The organism is Klebsiella sp. GFKo11, assembly GCF_056490265.1.
Map to the genome: position 1 here is coordinate 171,472 of NZ_CM151369.1, position 15,409 is coordinate 186,880.

Annotated in this window: 14 protein-coding genes; 7 read left to right on the forward strand and 7 right to left on the reverse strand. The window is 55.3% G+C overall.

The annotated features are described in order from the left end of the window. The first annotated feature begins 78 nt into the window (after positions 1-78). The 5 genes from AC07P6_RS00815 (at position 79) to mutM (ending at position 6,053) form a co-directional block, all read left to right on the forward strand. Entirely contained in the window at positions 79-756 is a 678-nt protein-coding gene (locus AC07P6_RS00815) for a vWA domain-containing protein (RefSeq protein ID WP_304254197.1), read from the forward strand. 4 nt (positions 757-760) lie between these two features. Beyond that, on the forward strand, positions 761-1,486 hold the full coding sequence (locus AC07P6_RS00820; RefSeq protein WP_478315444.1) for a PP2C family serine/threonine-protein phosphatase: 726 nt from the start codon (positions 761-763) through the stop codon (positions 1,484-1,486). After that, the gene (locus tag AC07P6_RS00825) at positions 1,476-2,849 is read left to right on the forward strand and encodes a DNA-binding protein (RefSeq protein WP_478315445.1); all 1,374 of its coding nucleotides are present in this window, start codon (positions 1,476-1,478) and stop codon (positions 2,847-2,849) included. The genes AC07P6_RS00820 and AC07P6_RS00825 overlap by 11 nt, the downstream gene beginning before the upstream one ends. After that, positions 2,850-5,180 (forward strand): TonB family protein, encoded by a 2,331-nt coding sequence (locus AC07P6_RS00830; protein WP_478315446.1) that lies wholly within the window; start codon positions 2,850-2,852, stop codon positions 5,178-5,180. A 63-nt stretch (positions 5,181-5,243) separates the two neighbouring features. Then, entirely contained in the window at positions 5,244-6,053 is an 810-nt protein-coding gene (mutM, locus tag AC07P6_RS00835; protein ID WP_110276966.1) for a bifunctional DNA-formamidopyrimidine glycosylase/DNA-(apurinic or apyrimidinic site) lyase, read from the forward strand. Between the two features lie 119 nt (positions 6,054-6,172). Here mutM and coaD read toward each other — a convergent pair whose 3' ends face one another. The 7 genes from coaD to rfaQ form a co-directional block, all read right to left on the reverse strand. Continuing rightward, complete coding sequence (coaD, locus tag AC07P6_RS00840; protein ID WP_100682896.1) at positions 6,173-6,649, reverse strand: pantetheine-phosphate adenylyltransferase; 477 nt, start codon at positions 6,647-6,649, stop codon at positions 6,173-6,175. 2 nt (positions 6,650-6,651) lie between these two features. Continuing rightward, entirely contained in the window at positions 6,652-7,422 is a 771-nt protein-coding gene (locus tag AC07P6_RS00845; protein ID WP_478315447.1) for a glycosyltransferase family 2 protein, read from the reverse strand. After that, the gene (gene waaA / locus AC07P6_RS00850; protein WP_304254183.1) at positions 7,422-8,696 is read right to left on the reverse strand and encodes a lipid IV(A) 3-deoxy-D-manno-octulosonic acid transferase; all 1,275 of its coding nucleotides are present in this window, start codon (positions 8,694-8,696) and stop codon (positions 7,422-7,424) included. Before waaA ends, AC07P6_RS00845 begins: the two co-directional genes overlap by 1 nt. A 92-nt stretch (positions 8,697-8,788) precedes the next feature. Then, positions 8,789-9,778 (reverse strand): glycosyltransferase, encoded by a 990-nt coding sequence (locus AC07P6_RS00855; protein ID WP_478315448.1) that lies wholly within the window; start codon positions 9,776-9,778, stop codon positions 8,789-8,791. A 30-nt stretch (positions 9,779-9,808) separates the two neighbouring features. Beyond that, a complete protein-coding gene (locus AC07P6_RS00860; protein ID WP_478315449.1) occupies positions 9,809-10,903 on the reverse strand; it encodes a glycosyltransferase in 1,095 nt (364 codons plus the stop codon). A 2-nt stretch (positions 10,904-10,905) separates the two neighbouring features. Further along, entirely contained in the window at positions 10,906-12,033 is a 1,128-nt protein-coding gene (locus AC07P6_RS00865) for a glycosyltransferase family 4 protein (protein WP_478315450.1), read from the reverse strand. Continuing rightward, positions 12,030-13,106, reverse strand: coding sequence for a putative lipopolysaccharide heptosyltransferase III (rfaQ, locus tag AC07P6_RS00870; RefSeq protein ID WP_478315451.1), 1,077 nt, complete (start codon positions 13,104-13,106; stop codon positions 12,030-12,032). Before rfaQ ends, AC07P6_RS00865 begins: the two co-directional genes overlap by 4 nt. A gap of 111 nt (positions 13,107-13,217) precedes the next feature. On the opposite strand from rfaQ, the gene AC07P6_RS00875 reads away from it, so the two are divergent. Together AC07P6_RS00875 and AC07P6_RS00880 are read left to right on the forward strand one after the other, a co-directional pair. Next, on the forward strand, positions 13,218-14,180 hold the full coding sequence (locus AC07P6_RS00875) for a polysaccharide deacetylase family protein (protein ID WP_478315452.1): 963 nt from the start codon (positions 13,218-13,220) through the stop codon (positions 14,178-14,180). A gap of 21 nt (positions 14,181-14,201) precedes the next feature. Continuing rightward, positions 14,202-15,284, forward strand: coding sequence for a glycosyltransferase family 9 protein (locus AC07P6_RS00880; RefSeq protein WP_478315453.1), 1,083 nt, complete (start codon positions 14,202-14,204; stop codon positions 15,282-15,284). Positions 15,285-15,409: the final 125 nt, after the last annotated feature.

A 15,409-nucleotide genomic window follows, 5' to 3' on the forward strand; every position in this document is an offset into this window, starting at 1 on the left:
GAATGAAGTGGTTTTTCTTGTCTTGCCGGGACGGGATGTTTATTCTGCCGGTACAGAAAACCACCGACAGGGATTGTTATGACGTCATTCATTCCAGATGTTTCATTTATTGATAACAGTGAACAGCGAACCCCTTTAATTCTAGTTCTCGATTGTTCCGGTAGCATGGAGGGCAAGCCAATTGCCCAGCTAAATCAGGGGCTCAAGCTGCTGGAAAGCGAACTTAAAAATGATGTTATCGCCGCGAAACGTGTTCGCCTGCTGGTGATTAAATACGGCGGTTACGATGAGTGCCAGCTGCATGGTGACTGGTGCGATGCGATGGACTTTACCGCCCCTGTTCTTGAAGCGAGTGGTCTGACGCCAACCGGGCAGGCCGTTAGCCTGGCTCTGGGCGAAATCGAGGCTGAAAAGCAGCGTCTGAAAGCGGCTGGTGTACCCTATACCCGGCCATGGCTGTTTTTGATGTCGGATGGCGCGCCAACGGATAACTGGCAGGTGGCGGCTCAGGAGTGCTGCGAGGCGCAGGCGGCAAACAAAGTTGCCGTATTCCCGATTAGCGTGGGTAGTGAGGCCTCTGAATCGATGGGCCACTTCAGCCGCAGCGGGATTAATGGCGTGAAGCAGCTGAAGGGTTTGCAGTTCCGCGAGCTGTTCCTTTGGCTAAGCGCCAGTATGCAGGTGGTCTCGCAGTCAACGCCGGGCGGAAAAGCACAGCTGCCACCGACGGACAGCTGGTCAGAAATTTCGGTCTGACGCGATGAACTGGCGCGTTTATGCTTCGTCGGTTATCGGCAGCAGCCACCGACAAAATAACCTTCCTTGTCAGGATGCCTTTTGCTATCGCAATTTGGGCGATCGACTTGTTGCTGTCGTTTGTGATGGCGCAGGCTCAGCCGCTTATAGCGAACAGGGGGCGGCTTTGGTCGCCCGTGAGCTGGTTGAGGGCCTGGCAAAATTTACCGCTGTGCCTGATGAAGAGCAAGTCGTGGCGCTGATAGCTGATGTCCGAGAGGCTGTACTGCTACAAGCCAAAGAGCAACAGCTTGTCGCGGGTGATTTTGCCTGTACCGTTCTGGCAGCATGGCTGGGCGAAACGCAGTCGCTGGTCCTGCATATCGGTGATGGCGTTGCGGCGCTCACTATCAACGATGAGCAGTACTTCTCTTTACCTGAAAACGGTGAATACGCCAACCAAACCTGGTTCCTCACCAGCCCTGACTGGCGTGAACATTTACGCATCAATCAGTTTGCTGGCAGAGCCATGCAGCTGGTGATGATGTCCGATGGTGTGCAGCCGTTTGCGCTAAACCGCAGCTGTGATGCGCTGTTTTCCCCCTTTATGGACCCTGTCGTAAGCTATTTGCAGCAGGTTTCAGAGGAGAAGGGGAGCGAAGCGATACGCGCCACGCTTGATGACCCGCGTACCTGGGCGATAACCGGTGATGACAAGACGCTGCTGGTAGCTCTGCGTAATGAAGCATAAAAAAATCCCTAGTTGTTATAACGAGCAGCGCCGCGCGGTACGTTTAGGGAAACTCATCAAGAGCGGTGGTGCCGGCAGCGTCTACTTCCTGGCCGACGACCCTTCCCGGGTTGCGAAAATTTACCATCCCAATACTGATGCCAGCTATTACCAGCGCAAGCTCCGCGCCATGCTTGCGCAGCGCCCGGAGATCCCCGCACCTGCCGACGGTGAGGCGATTGTCCAGCTGGCGTGGCCTGACTATTTGCTCTTCGACGAGCGCAAGCGCGTTATTGGCTTTGCTATGCCGGTTCTTGATACCCAGCGCACTATTGAGCTGGAGTATATTTTGCAGTCGCGGCAAGCGAAGGCGCAGAATCTGCCGGAGGGGATCGGCGCAAAAGTAAGTCTGGCCTGCAACCTCGCGACCCTGGTCTCGGCGCTGCATGCGCGACAGCACCGGGTTATCGACATGAAGCCGGTTAACCTGCGTTTCTATCGCGACAGCTTGTATATCGCGCTGCTGGACTGCGATGGTTTTAGCATTCAGGGCGAGGGCGAGCGTTTCCCTGCCGGGCAGTTCACGCCGGATTACCTGGCGCCGGAGTTCCAGCGCATCGGGCAGGTACCTGATGAGCGGGAAGAGGCGCAGGATCGTTTCTCGCTGGCGGTGATTATTTTTCAACTGCTCAACCATGGTATTCATCCCTATAGCGGCCGTTCGCAAACCGCGAAGGTGCCCGATGATTTACCCGGTCGCATCGCCGCCAACTGTTACGCCTACGGTATCAATGCAGCAAAGCATATCTCTCCGGTACCGGCCAGTACCCACCATCTGCTGCCTACAGAGTTGCGTAAGCTGTTCGATCGCGCTTTTAGCGGCTCACCTGCCCGACGCCCTTGCGCCGATGAATGGGCACAGGTATTGCGTCCTTATGCGCTACGCAGTACGCAAAAAATTGTTCTCTGTAGTAAGAAACATCAGCATTTCGCCGGGATGCCGTGCCTGGTCTGCGCACGTGAAAAACAGGTTGTAGAAGGCGTAAAGCAGGCGAAGCAGCATAAGCAAACGCAAACTGTTCGCCAGCGTCCTGCGCCCATCAAGCGCCAGCCTCGCGTTGCGCCGGCCGCTGCGGTACCTCGTCAGCCAACCGGGCCGGGGCCGTTAACGCTGCTATGGCGCAATATGCGCAGCAAAGTTCCTGCATTTGTTTGGCATGGCGCGCTGGCTGTGATTAGCACGCTGGTGATGGCCATATTAGCGCGTAATTTTACCCAACTGAGCGGTCCCTGGCATGCCTGGTACGATAACGCGGCGTTAATCCTGATTTTTGTCTGGATAGCCGTGATGGGGCTGCTGGCGATTCTTCGGAGTAAGCCGTAAATGATTACGCCGAAGTTAAAGCACCTGCTGGTCATCTTGTCTTTGATTGCGCTTTTTGTCGCGCCGAATATGGTGCTCTTTCTCTGGTCTGCCCCCTTTATGTTGGTGGATAAGCTTTCGCTTTTACCGGCGGTGCTGAATGCTCCCCAGCGTTTATTGCTCTACGGCCTGTGGCTGGGGGGCGCTCTCTACTTTTCCGCCCTGATGTGGGTGGCGATTACCCGGCTCAATAAAGGCTATCTGGCAGCCGCCGTGGCGCAGATTGTTTTTGTTATCGGTATCACGTTATTCAATGTACCTATCGGCGAGCAAAACCAGCGGCGCTGGCAGAGTATGAATCAGCTGGAATTACCCGCCTGGCAGGATTTTCTCTATGACCGTCATGCCCGTTTTATTCAGATAACCCTGCGCGGGGAGCCGTTTAATCAGCACAATATTATCGAGCAATTTCTCGCGCAGAAAAAACCGCTGGCGGAGCTGCCGCTGGGCTGGAATGAACAAGACGCAGCCGCTGCCGATGCGCTCTGGCAGCAGGCATTAGGCTATCGCGAGCAAGAAGTAAAAGCCCTCACGAAGATGGATGATTACCTGAGCTGGATGCCAGACCGGAGCGATCTGACGCTGGCAACGGCCATCCTGACGCTGACAACGGATGAGAATAAAGCGCAGGCGGAAAAGGCGTTTCGTCGGGCCATTGCCATTGCGCCAGAAAACCCTGACGCCTGGCTGGGCTGGGCATTAGCGCTGCTCCAGTCTCGTGATGATGAGCAGGTGCGAAATTCGCAGTTTCAGCCGCTCACGCAAAGCATTACTAGCGGATTATTGATGGCGGAGGGCCTGAAGGATAGCCCACGCCAGCCAGCCCTACAGCAGCGGTTAGAGGCATATATTGCTCAAATGCCGCCTGAAGATCGGCAAATCCTGCAAATTCTGCGGGCCAGAATGCAGACGCGCTCCTGTGATTCATCGCTGGCAGTGAATGAAAATGGGGAAGCCGAAAAGGTCCTACCCCTGGCGCGTTCAATCGTGTTTAAACAAGGCTCCGTGCGTAGCGCCAGCCCGATTAACGAGCGCTTTCCTGGGCACGTAAGCATTGAGGCCGAAAGATACGGGATTGCGAAAGAGTCGGTGTCTCCGATGTTCTATCCGATGGTAAATAAATTTATCAAGTCGGCGACAACGGTGCTTTCGGTGGATACTGGGGTAGGCGGCGATCTATTAAACGCGGTGGTCGAGTGCAGTAGCGGCGTTCCCGAGTTTGACAAAGCGGCGCTCTACTACGTGCAGCAGTGGCGTTTTGCTTCTAACCGGCATGGAGAGCGCTTGCTGATACCGGTGAACTTTATCAGCGATCGTCTGCCTCCTGAGGAGCACTATCGGGAGATGGAATCACGAGCGACGCGTATCGCCCGGCTGGCGGCCCGGCATAATAAAGCCGGGATGGAAACTGCCGCGCAAGAGATGACCGCTCAATTCACCCGGATGAAAGCGCTGTTTCCGCAGAAGAAACTCAGCGCGGAAGAGGCGCGAAATCTACAGCTCGTCTACTTCAAAAAGCGGGATAAAAGTCCCAAAGGCCGAATGGAAGGCTTTACTGAAATGACGGAAGCGATGGAAAAGCTGGTCGATACGCATCCGTACTATGCGCCGTTATTGAAGGATCTGGCGCTGAGAAAGAGCTTTGCTTCCTTTGAAGAGAACCGGGCAACGTGGGCGCAGCTGTTGGCGCTCGCCCCGGAGGATCCGCAGGTGTGGATGGCCTGGGGCAGCCTGTGGGCTGAGCGCGATCCTGAACTGTATATCGGCGCGATGATCTACTCCATGTTGCTACAACCGCTTGCTGAGGATACTGAGCAGAAAATAGCGAATATCAAAACCAAGCTGCTGATGCGGGTTGGCATGGGCGAGCGTAATGCGATTCTTTCGGCAAAAGTATACGCAGATTATGCCGATATCCTCGGGGAAAGAGCGAAAGGTGAAGATGCCGCAAAAGCCGGAAAAATTTTGCCTGCGAGCAAAAAACTGGACCGTCATGAAAAGGTCGTTCCCTTTGACCCGCCGGTGAGTATGACGGTTGATATCGACCAGAATGAGGTGTTAAACGCACCTTTCTTCAACGTTAAATGGAAGACGCCGCAGACGCAGGGTGATAAACGGGCCGAGCTTACCGTTGATATTGATAAAAGCGGCGCTCCGACGCTGGTGCTGGTAAGCAAAAGCAGCGAAGTGGAAGAGTATGATGCGCAGGCGGTGGATATGCTCTGGCGCTGGAAGTTTAAACCACAGTCCGACGGCAGACAGATAACCGTTGGTGTGAATTTTCAGCACTAACCGCGTCGTTGCCTTCTGAACGAGGTAAAATAGGAGCGCCTGCTGTTTTCATATGAGAAAAATATGCCTGAATTACCTGAAGTAGAAACCAGCCGCCGCGGTATTGAGCCGCATCTGGTTGGGGCGACCATCCTGCACGCCGTGGTGCGCAACGGACGCCTGCGCTGGCCGGTATCCGAAGAGATCTATCGTCTGAGCGACGTTCCGGTTCTCAGCGTACGCCGCCGTGCCAAATATCTGTTGCTGGAGCTGCCAGACGGCTGGATTATCATCCACCTGGGCATGTCGGGAAGCTTGCGCATTCTGAGCGAAGAACTCCCCGCAGAGAAACACGATCACGTTGATCTGATCATGAGCAACGGTAAGGTTCTGCGCTATACCGATCCGCGACGCTTTGGCGCCTGGCTGTGGGCCAAAGAGCTGGAGGGTCATCCGGTGTTAGCGCATCTTGGGCCGGAGCCGCTAAGCGATGATTTCAATGCTGACTATCTCCAGCAGAGGTGTGCGAAGAAGAAAACTGCGATTAAGCCCTGGCTGATGGATAACAAGCTGGTGGTCGGGGTCGGTAATATCTATGCCAGCGAATCGCTGTTCTCGGCGGGGATCCACCCCGACAGGCTCGCTTCATCGCTTTCACGCGAAGAGTGCGAGCAATTGGTAAAGGTGATAAAGCTGGTGCTGTTGCGCTCCATCGAGCAGGGCGGGACGACGCTAAAAGATTTCCTGCAAAGCGACGGTAAGCCGGGCTATTTTGCCCAGGAATTACAGGTTTATGGTCGTAAGGGTGAACCCTGCCGTATTTGCGGAACGCCAATTATCGGTAGCAAACATGCGCAGCGGGCGACGTTTTATTGCCGCCAGTGCCAGAAGTAAAGTGCGGTGGTTGCGTTGATCCCGGCTCGCGCTGCGCTTAGCCGGGCTACAGGTTTCCAGCCGTCTGCGGACTGGTAGCCCGGACAGGCGCGTCAAGCGCCGCCTCCGGGAAGAACGCCCTACAGCTTCTTCAGCAGCGCCTGATGCACGTTAGCAGGCAGAAAGTGGGAGACATCGCCCTGGTGGCGCGCTACTTCTTTCACCAGCGAAGAGGAGATAAACGACCACTCTTTGCACGGCATCAGAAACACGCTCTCCAGCGTCGGCATCAGGTGGCGGTTCATGTGCGCCAGCTGCATCTCATATTCAAAATCCGCCACCGCCCGCAGTCCGCGAATTAAAATATTCGCCTGCTGCGCGCGAGCGAAATTGGCCATTAAATCGCTAAAGCCAATTACTTCAACGTTGACCAGATGTGCGGTTGCCTGCTCTGCCAGCGCGATGCGCTCATCGAGGGTAAACATCGGCTTTTTGCTCGGGCTGGCGGCGATAGCCAGCAAGACTTTATCAAACATGCTGGCCGCACGGGTGACGATATCGATATGGCCGTTAGTGATAGGGTCGAAGGTGCCCGGATAGATCGCTTTTGTGCTCATAATTACACTTTCTCCGAGTAGCCGCGGCTTAGCGCCCACAGCTCGGTGTATTTATTAAACGTATATTGCGCGTTGACCACAGCCAGTAGCCAACCTTGTTTTCCATCCAGAACGCCGCCGCGTAGCAGCAGTGTTTTCACGAAGGCACCCAGCGTATGACCGAAGATACCGGTCAGCGAGGTCTTCTTACCCTTCTGGTGGCGCTCCTGGGCCCAGGCGGCGGCATAGGCCAGCTGCTTTTGCTGAAAGCCGGAAAAGTCACGGCAGGTCAGATGTAACAGGTCACCCGAGAGTTCGATAACCTGTGCGCCTTTGCTGTCGACAGACTCATGCACCAGATTATCGTTATAGCGGTAATGGTCGCGTTGGTACAGGCGCATTACGCGGTCCGGATACCAGCCGCTATGGCGCATAAAGCGACCGAGAAAATAGTTTCGCCGGGCGATGCTGTAGATAGCACCGCTTTTTGGCGCTGCCAGCACGCTGCGGATGGATTGCTCAAGCTCTGGGGTGATGCGCTCGTCGGTATCGATCATCAGCACGTAGTCGCCGGTGGCGTAGCTCTGGGCGCGCTGGCGCTGAATGCCATAACCCTGCCAGTCGCGATTGATATGAACCTGAGCGCCGAGGCTGCGGGCTAATTCGACGGTGTTATCACTGCTGCCAGAATCCAGCAAGATTACCTCATCGGCCCAGCTTACTGATGCCAGACAATCAGGCAGCAGATCCGCCGCATTTTTGGCGATCATTACGACCGAGAGTCGAGGCGACATTAGTGGCTCCGCTGCGGCAGATAAGGTTGCAGTAACTGTAGCAGACGGGAGAGTGCGCCCTGATTTTGATGCAGCACTTCCACCGCGTGGCGACCGTACCACAGACGATAATCTTCGTCGGTCAGCAGGTTAGACACCTGGGTCACCAGCGAGCTGGCATCGGTCACGGTAATCAGACCGTCGTCCTGCTGCAGCTTGGCGCAGATATCTTTGAAGTTGAAGGTGTGCGGGCCCATCAACACGGGAATCGCATGGGCGGCGGGCTCCAGCGGATTATGACCGCCGCGCTCCACCAGGCTGCCGCCAACGAACGCAAGGTCGGCGATTCCGTACAGCAGCATTAGCTCGCCCATCGTATCGCCAATCACCACCTGGGTACTGTTCGATGGGATTTCGCCAGTGCTGCGCAGGGTGTAGCTCATTCCTGCTTTCTGCACCATTTCGCGGGCATCGCTAAAACGTTCCGGATGGCGAGGGACGAGGATCAGCAGCAGATTGGGGAACGTCTCCAGCAGCTTTTTATGCGCCTGGAGAACAATTTGTTCTTCGCCGTCGTGGGTGCTGGTGGCAATCCAGACCTGACGATGCGGTGCCCACTGGCGGCGCAGGGTGATGGCGCGAGCAGCCAGTTCAGGCGTAACCGAGATATCAAACTTCAGGCTACCGGTAACCGCCAACTGATTGCGCTTCAGGCCCAGGGCGATAAAACGGTTCGCGTCTTCTTCATTTTGCGCGGCGATAAGCGTGATACGGCTCAGCAGCCGACGCATAAATTTGCCCAGCTTGGCGTAGCCCTTTGCCGAGCGCTCGGACAGGCGGGCGTTGGCAATGACCAGCGGAATTTTACGCTTATGCAGGGTCGCGACCATATTCGGCCACAGCTCGGTCTCCATCACAATAACCAGCTTGGGCTGGACGGTGTTGAAGAAGCGGTTCATGGCGCCGGGCAGATCGTAAGGCAGGTAGACGTGATGAACGTCTTTACCGAAGGCGGACATCGCTCGCTCGGAGCCGGTTGGCGTCATGGTAGTAACGGTGATCGGCAGATAGGGATAACGATGACGTAACGCGCGTACCAGCGGGATCGCCGCCAGGGTTTCGCCGACGGAAACGGAATGCAGCAGAATGCCGTCCGGTTCTACCTTGTTCTGACAGTAGCCATAACGTTCAGCCCAGCGTTTGCGGTAGGCAGGGGCCTTACGGCTACGTAAGAGAAGTCGTAGCCAAACCAGTGGCTGAATAAGGTAAAGCAGGGCGGTATAAAGCAATTCCAAGCGATTTATCCGTTTTCATGTTTTTGCGGGCAAATTCTAAGCATTTAACCCGCGTAAAGCTATCTCTTTGGCGGAATCTATGGGATTCAATATTAAGCCACATCGCGATAGCGCTTGATGCGCAGATAGCGGCGTCCAAGACGCCAGCGTAGACGGAACGTGCGGGCGTTTTTCCAGATAAGACTCCAGATCCCGCGGTCGAAGAATTCTTTAATTATAATATGCTTTTTTGATTCATCTTTCATGCTATCGAAAGTATGAATAATTCCCAGCCCCTCTTTGGCGATTTGCCAGCGGCAGGCGGAAATATCGCGAACCTTGTCCGGATAACGCTGATTGATGGCGTCCAGCATCTCCAGAATCTTCATGTAGTGGCGAGCTGAGCGCATCAGCGTATCGTCGTTGTCCGGCTTGTGCGATACCGATTCCGAGTGAATATAGTAGTCGTAGAACTGCTTGCTGGTGTACTGCACGCGTTCTGCTGTCAGCAACACTTCCGTGGTCCAGGGGATATCCTGATGGCGCAGGCCCGGCTCAAAGTGGAAGTTATGGCTCGCGATAAATTCGCGACGGTAGATATTCAGCCAGGTGACATGCAGGAATTTACGCGAATCCAGCGCCTGCTTTAACCACACGTGGCCGGGCAGTACGCCGGTAGACTGCAATTTATCCAGCGGGAATATAGGGTGGATATCTTTTTTCGTCTCGTAGACGTAGCGGCCGTTGCAAGTGGCGACGTCAAGGTGACCCTTTTCCGCCATCTCCAGAAGCGTGCTGTACATGCCTGGGTAAATCTTATCGTCGATATCCGGGAAGGTCAGGTACTTACCGGTGGCGACGGCGAGACCCGTGTTACGCGCCACCGAAACGCCCTGATTTTCCTGCTCCAGCACGATCACATTTTGCAGACGGTCCTTCCACTGGTCGATAACCGCCAGGCTGGCGTCCGTCGACCCGTCGTTCACCAGGATCAGTTCATAGCTTTCCAACTGCTGTTGCTCAAGGCACTCAAAGAATTGCACAAGGAATTTTTCGCCGTTATAGACGGCGGCCACGATGCTCAGTAAAGGCGTTTGACTCATAAATCATTCGATCCTGGTTGAATAACGGCGTCAGGCGCTACGCAGCTGACGGTACTGCTGACAAATTGTCGCCACGCTGAATTTTTCCAGCATTAGGGCGTCGATGGCAGGCGGGCTATGGTAAATGCTTTGCATCGTCTGGGCCAGCGCCGGGCTGTTCAAATCCGCCAGACCCCGAGCCAGTTCGCCGGTTAAAATTTCAGTGACACCGCCCGGACAGCGGGTGCTGGCAACCGGCGTGTTGAGCAGCAGCGCTTCTACCACCACGTTGCCAAAACCTTCGCTATCTGAGCTCAGGACCAGCATCCGCGCGCCTTTAATCCACGGCAGCGGGTTTTTCTGGAAGCCTTTAAACAGGACGCGATCGCCAACCTGTAGCTGCTGTGCCAGCTGGCGCAGGCGCTGTTCTTGCTCCGGTTTTCCTTGCCCCAGCAGCACCAGCGGCGCGTCGATGCCGCTTTGCGCATAGGCTTCAATCAGGCGGTCGTGGCGTTTACCCGGGTGGAAGCGACCTACGTGAATAATATAGTCGCCGTCGGGCCGTTCGCTGGGTTCTTCAGCTGCGGCGCGCAGGGCGGCGATATCAAACGGGTTATAAATCGTTTTCAGCTGGGCTGGACGAATGGCGAACTGTTCAACCAGATCCTTGCCGACCGCATCGGAAACGGTGACGACGTTGCGCCCCTGGTAAACGCGTTTGATCTTCTGCTGTTTCATCCAGCGGTCAAAACCGGTGCGATGGCCGAGATAGGAAGTGGAGAACACGCCGTGCAGGCAGAACCAGACGTTACGCCTGCTCAGCAGGCGGCTGCGGGAGACAATGCGATCAGTCTTATGCAGATTTGAGAGCACCAGATCGAAATGGCCCTGCTGTTCTGCTTTATCGATAGCCGCATCAAGCTGGCGCGCGCGCCGGGATAGCTCGGTGAGCTTGCGCCAGGGTTTGCGGCAGCGGTCAGCGATCACCTGATAATCCAACCCTTCCGGCAGCGGATAATCGCAGACGTCGCGCAGGGAAAAGAGTGATACCTGTTCGCCGTGGTTGAGAAAATGCTCCGCCAGCGTCAGCACCACTTTTTCCGCGCCGCCGCCGGGCAGGCCGTCAATAACAAACAGTATGCGCATCGTTATTTCACCAGATCCTGATAGAGGGAGAGCAGCTGCGCCGATAACCGTTCGCTGGTGCAGGTCATAATGCGCTCGCGGGCACGTTCGCCTTGCGCAGAACCTAAGGCGCGGGCGGGCAGAGCGATAACGGACTCCTGCAGGGCCGGGATATCCAGCGCGTCGCAAACGTAGCCGTTGCTGCCCTGCACGATAAACTCCGCGCCGCCGCAGCCGGTAGTGGTAATGACCGGCAGGCCGCAGGCCATCGCTTCAAGGATAACGTTAGGGAATGGATCGTACAGCGTTGGTAGCAGCAGACCGTCGGCCATCTGATAGAACGGCAGGGTTTCTGACTGCATGCCGAAGAAACGAACCCGATCTTCACAGTTCAGCGTTTTCGCCAGCTGCTGATAGCGACTCTGCTCTTTATCTTTGCCAACCACTAACAGATAGCGATCGGTCGGGGCGATGGCGCGAATCGCTGCATCCAGCCCTTTACGCTCAAAGCCGGAACCGACGTAGATCAGGCAGGTCGCCTGCAGCGGCAAATCCCATTTGGTGCGTAGCGCAACAAAGGCTTCTTCCGTAGGCGGTAGAAAACGCTGGTTATCGATGGCGTTATAGATAACGTGGATTTTTTCCGCCGGCAGACCGAAGTCTTCAATAATCTCTTGTTTAATCATCTCTGCATTGCAGATGACGCCGCGCAGGTGCGCGTCCTGATACATTTCGCGCTCGGCCTGCATCACATAGCGATGGTAGCGGTCAGCGAACAGCAGACGGCTTTTCCAGCCGGGCAGAATACGCGAACGTTGCTGAAGCCAACGGCGATGTACGCCGTCTCCGGCGCGATACAGGTCGCAACCGGGGATGCGCTCATGACTTTGCACCAGGTCGAAGGACTCGCGCTGCCACAGCTGGCGCGCAGCTTCGGCAAAACCGCGCTCGCGGCTGATGCGTCCCCACTTGCGCGGGTTGCAGATGTGAATGTTCCACTCGGGCTTCACCGGGCCCTGCCACTCGCGGGTGATGACGTTCAGTTCAAGATCGCTGTCGTCGAGGGCTTCCAGCGCGCGGGAGACAAAGCGCTCCGCGCCGCCGTCCGGGCGATACTTCTGGCGTACCAGAGCCAGCCTGAATTTACTCATGCCAGTACCTTTTTCGCCGCCGCGATAACCGCGTCGGTGGGGATTAAATCGAGATAGCGTTCGTCGGTGTTGGTATCAATGTCGTCAGGATCGGGAATGGGGCCAAAATCCCCCGCCCAGATCACCTCTCCTTGCGCCTGCCACGGACGCCAGAAGGTGAGCTTGGAGGGGCCGAACAGCGCGACCAGCGGCGTGTTCAGCGCGGCGGCCATATGCATCGGCACCGAGTCTACGCCGATAAACAGACGGGCATGGTCGATGACCGATGCCAGCTGGCGCAGGGTTAACTGCCCGGCGAGGGAGTGCAGACGGGCATTAGGGCTGCCTGCCATAATCGTCTCGACCATCTGTTTCTCTTTGGCGTCAGGGCCGGAGGTCAACACCACCGCGTAGCCCGCCTCAGAGAGGGTGTTAATCAGGGCGCTCATTCGCTCTTCGCGCCAGCATTTAAAGAACCAGCGGGAGGTTGGCTGAATAACAATATAGTTGTCCTGAAAACCTTCCGGTAGCAGTGCGCGACTGGTGGCCCAGTCCTGCTCGCTGTAGCCCATTTTTGCTGGGGCATCATCAACATTCAGCCCAAGCGGCGCCAGAATCGACAGATTCTGCTGCACCGTATGCAGCTGATTATGCAGCTCGGTTGAAGCGAGGGCGGTATGGCAGAAACGCCAGGCCGGATGACGGCGTTTCGGGAAGTCAAAGCCGATGCGGGTTGCCGCGCCGGTCAGTTTAGTGATGATCGCGCTGGGCCACTGATCGGCAAGATTGAGTACCATATCGTAGCGCTGCTGGCGGAGCGTGCGAATTAGCTGCCACTCCATCTTCAACTGGTGGCCAGTTCCCTGCTTTTTCCAGCGCCGATCAATACCATAAATGTGGTTGATATCGGCGTTCGCCGCGAGCATATCCCGGGTCTCTTCATAAAGCAGAACATCCACGTGCGCGGCGGGATATTGCTGTTTTAGAGCGTGAATAAGCGGGGTTATCAATAACATGTCGCCATGATGGCGAAGCTTGATAACCAGGATTCGCGCCGGGTTTACGCGGCTGGAAGTGCGGGTTTCAGGCGTCATACTCTGTTCTTCATCCAGGATAAGGGTTCCGATTCTAGGGGATCAGATAGATTGAGAGAAGCGTTGTCTTGCTCTACCATGACCCGATACGTATGGCCTGAGGACGTTTTCGTGCACAAACCCGCATTTCTCATCACGATTGATACAGAGGGCGATAACCTCTGGCAAAAACATGACAGCATCACCACCGAGAATGCGCGCTATTTACCGCGTTTTCAGCAGCTTTGCGAAAAGTATGGCTTCAAACCGGTTTATTTGACCAACTATGAAATGGCCATTGACCCCGTTTATATCGAGTTCGCCAAAGACGTCATTGCCCGGGGAACGGCGGAAATTGGTATGCATCTGCACGCCTGGAACAGCCCGCCGACCGACCCGCTTACCGATGACGATTGGCGGCATAAACCGTATCTGATTGAGTACAGCGATGCGGCGATGCGAGAAAAAGTCGACTATATGACTCGTCTGCTGGAAGACACCTTCCAGACCAAAATGGTTAGCCATCGCGCCGGGCGCTGGGCTTTTGATGAGCGCTATGCGCGTCTGCTGGTGGAGTACGGCTATCTGGTCGATTGCTCGGTCACCCCTCGGGTGAACTGGAAAACGGCCAAAGGCGCGCCGCAGGGCGACGGCGGCACCGATTATCGCAACTTCCCGCAGCACGCCTACTTCCTCGATGAGAACGATATTCGCCGTGAAGGCCAGTCGCCGCTGCTGGAAGTGCCGATGAGCATTCAGTACAAGCATTCTGCCTGGATGAATAGCCTGAAGCAGGGATACGATCGCTTGCGAGGCAAGGTGCGCTCACCGTCCGTTCACTGGCTGCGTCCGATGGGCGGCAACGTCGAAACGATGAAAAAAGTCGTGGAACAGACGTTGACTCAGGGTAATGACTACGTCGAATATATGCTCCACTCTTCTGAGTACATGCCTGGCGGCAGCCCAACGTTTAAAAATGAGCAGGATATCGAGCGCTTATACGCCGATCTGGAGGCTTTTTTCAGCTGGCTGGCACCGCAGGTGAAGGGAATGACGTTGGCGGAGTACTACCAACAGAAACACACACAGCGATAAAAGATCATAACCAGGTACCGTATGCGTATCGTCAAGCAGTTCACGCGGAAGAAAAATGCGTTCTTCCGCGAAATTAAGTTTAAGTTAATTAACTATCGTTACAGAAATAAAAGCGCACGCCAGCCCTTTAATCCTGCACAGGTTCAGCGCGTTTTATTATTACGCCTGGATGATAAGGTCGGTGACATGGTGGTTACAACCGGCTGTGCAAGGCTGCTGGCGGACCAGGGCTATCAGGTTTCCGTGCTCACGGGGCCAATCTGTAAACGCATGCTTGCGGGGGCAGATTTTCTGGAGCATGTCTATTTATATCAACCCCGCATGTCGCTAAATGAATTGCGCGCGTCAGGGTTTGACGCGGTTGTCGATTTTGATGATGTTAAAACCTATGAGCGTTTTAAATTACTCGCCGATTTACGCCTCGACTGTGTCATTGGTTTTAATAAAGAAGAATATAAACTTTACGATCATTCGATCTCTTTTTTCGATAGTAGCCGCCATATTTCTGCCCGCTATAAAGAAGTGGCCCGGTTATTTGGCGTAGCCAGTGAGCATTACCATTATCATCTTCCCGGCGACGCTGGTGAACATGAAAAAGTTAAATGCTTGTTCGCTCAGGAGCAGGATAGCGAGCTGCGTATCGCGATAAACCCGTTCACCGCCTCAACCGATAAAGATTTTTGTCGTCACCAGGTCACCGCTTTAATTGAGCGACTGCATGCGCTGCCTTACAAGGTGAGCGTGGTGATGGTGGGGCACAGCGAAAAAATTCGTCAGTTGAAACTGGATTCGGCGCTGTATTTGCCCGATAGCAATATTAATTCAGCGGTAGAGGTTATTCGTTGCTGCGATTTGGTCATTACGGCGGATACCGCCGTCGTGCATATCGCCAGGGCGTTCGACAAGCCGATGGTTGCGGTTTACAACAAGCGCAAACTAAAAGACACCGGCCTGCCGGGATATACCATCTGGGCCCCGGGCTATGACAAGGCTAAACAGGTTGTCTGCGAAGAGACAAATGTTGCTGATATGACGGTTGATGCCGTCTGGCCCGTCATCAAAGCGCAGGCGGATAGCCTTGTTGCCTCTCGCAAGCAGGTATAAAAAGGGCCCGCGTCAGGGCCCTGGAGACTGATGACAAACCTGTTGTAGATACAGTGCACGCATTTCTGTCAGGTGGCGGCTTACGCCTTACCTGACCTACAAAACCATCAATATCATCATGTTAT

Coding starts and splice junctions, on each gene's coding strand:
- mutM (WP_110276966.1), top strand. CDS start 5,244: ATGCCTGAATTACCTGAAGTAGAAACCAGCCGCCGCGGTATTGAGCCG.
- rfaQ (WP_478315451.1), bottom strand. CDS start 13,106: ATGACGCCTGAAACCCGCACTTCCAGCCGCGTAAACCCGGCGCGAATC.
- AC07P6_RS00820 (WP_478315444.1), top strand. CDS start 761: ATGAACTGGCGCGTTTATGCTTCGTCGGTTATCGGCAGCAGCCACCGA.
- AC07P6_RS00865 (WP_478315450.1), bottom strand. CDS start 12,033: ATGAGTAAATTCAGGCTGGCTCTGGTACGCCAGAAGTATCGCCCGGAC.
- AC07P6_RS00880 (WP_478315453.1), top strand. CDS start 14,202: ATGCGTATCGTCAAGCAGTTCACGCGGAAGAAAAATGCGTTCTTCCGC.
- AC07P6_RS00815 (WP_304254197.1), top strand. CDS start 79: ATGACGTCATTCATTCCAGATGTTTCATTTATTGATAACAGTGAACAG.
- AC07P6_RS00830 (WP_478315446.1), top strand. CDS start 2,850: ATGATTACGCCGAAGTTAAAGCACCTGCTGGTCATCTTGTCTTTGATT.
- AC07P6_RS00825 (WP_478315445.1), top strand. CDS start 1,476: ATGAAGCATAAAAAAATCCCTAGTTGTTATAACGAGCAGCGCCGCGCG.
- AC07P6_RS00860 (WP_478315449.1), bottom strand. CDS start 10,903: ATGCGCATACTGTTTGTTATTGACGGCCTGCCCGGCGGCGGCGCGGAA.
- coaD (WP_100682896.1), bottom strand. CDS start 6,649: ATGAGCACAAAAGCGATCTATCCGGGCACCTTCGACCCTATCACTAAC.
- AC07P6_RS00855 (WP_478315448.1), bottom strand. CDS start 9,778: ATGAGTCAAACGCCTTTACTGAGCATCGTGGCCGCCGTCTATAACGGC.
- AC07P6_RS00845 (WP_478315447.1), bottom strand. CDS start 7,422: ATGTCGCCTCGACTCTCGGTCGTAATGATCGCCAAAAATGCGGCGGAT.